Below are 759 nucleotides of genomic sequence, written 5' to 3'. Positions count from 1 at the left end.
ATTATGTGACTTTCAGTCCGTCTCGCTCCGTTAGGTGCGAGACAAAAGAACCACCTGCTATGCGGGTGCGCATCGAAGGTTATACCAAAAAAACTCCAAACGCGATACAATAAAGGTGTTCAAGCCAATTGTAAAGCGAAAGGAGAAAAATATGGCCCAAAAAGCACATAGTTTATCACACACAAAATGGATGTGTAAATATCATATTGTGTTCACCCCTAAGTATAGACGAAAAGTGATCTATAATCAATATAGAAGTAGTTTGGGAGAAATATTCCATCGATTATGTAGTTATAAAGGTGTTGAGATTATTGAAGGCCATTTAATGCCAGATCATGTTCATATGTTAGTGAGCATTCCGCCTAGAATTAGCGTTGCAAGTTTCATGGGATATTTAAAAGGTAAAAGTGCTCTAATGATGTTTGATAAACACGCCAATCTGAAATATAAGTTTGGAAATCGACATTTTTGGGCAGAGGGATATTATGTGAGTACGGTTGGACTTAATGAAGCCACAATAAAGAAATACATTCAGGAACAAGAGCACAAAGACATTGCTTTAGATAAGTTGAGTGTAAAAGAATATGAAGATCCCTTTAGGGATAGTGGCAAGTAGTACGTATGCCTCTTCGAGAGGCTTGTGACGAGTCAAATGCAATAAGGCTTGAACAAAGTGAAAGCCAGCGTCTTTAGGCGCTGGCTGGTAATTTGGGCTTATAGCCCTGGTACAAACCACCCGTTTGACGGGTGGTCATGATT

At 39.3% G+C, this 759-nt stretch carries 1 protein-coding gene; it reads left to right on the top strand.

Annotation, left to right across the window (positions count from 1 at the left end; genetic code table 11):
• Window positions 1–151 precede the first annotated feature (151 nt).
• The gene (gene tnpA / locus HMPREF9421_RS10100) at window positions 152–616 is read left to right on the top strand and encodes an IS200/IS605 family transposase (protein WP_006596946.1); all 465 of its coding nucleotides are present in this window, start codon (window positions 152–154) and stop codon (window positions 614–616) included.
• The last annotated feature ends 143 nt before the right edge of the window (window positions 617–759 follow it).

Source organism: Streptococcus australis ATCC 700641 (assembly GCF_000186465.1).
Taxonomy (GTDB): Bacteria; Bacillota; Bacilli; order Lactobacillales; family Streptococcaceae; genus Streptococcus; species Streptococcus australis.
This window is presented reverse-complemented; position numbering and strand designations above follow the sequence as displayed.

Excerpts from the sequence above, each read along its gene's own strand:
- tnpA (WP_006596946.1), top strand. The coding sequence starts at position 152 with ATGGCCCAAAAAGCACATAGTTTATCACACACAAAATGGATGTGTAAA.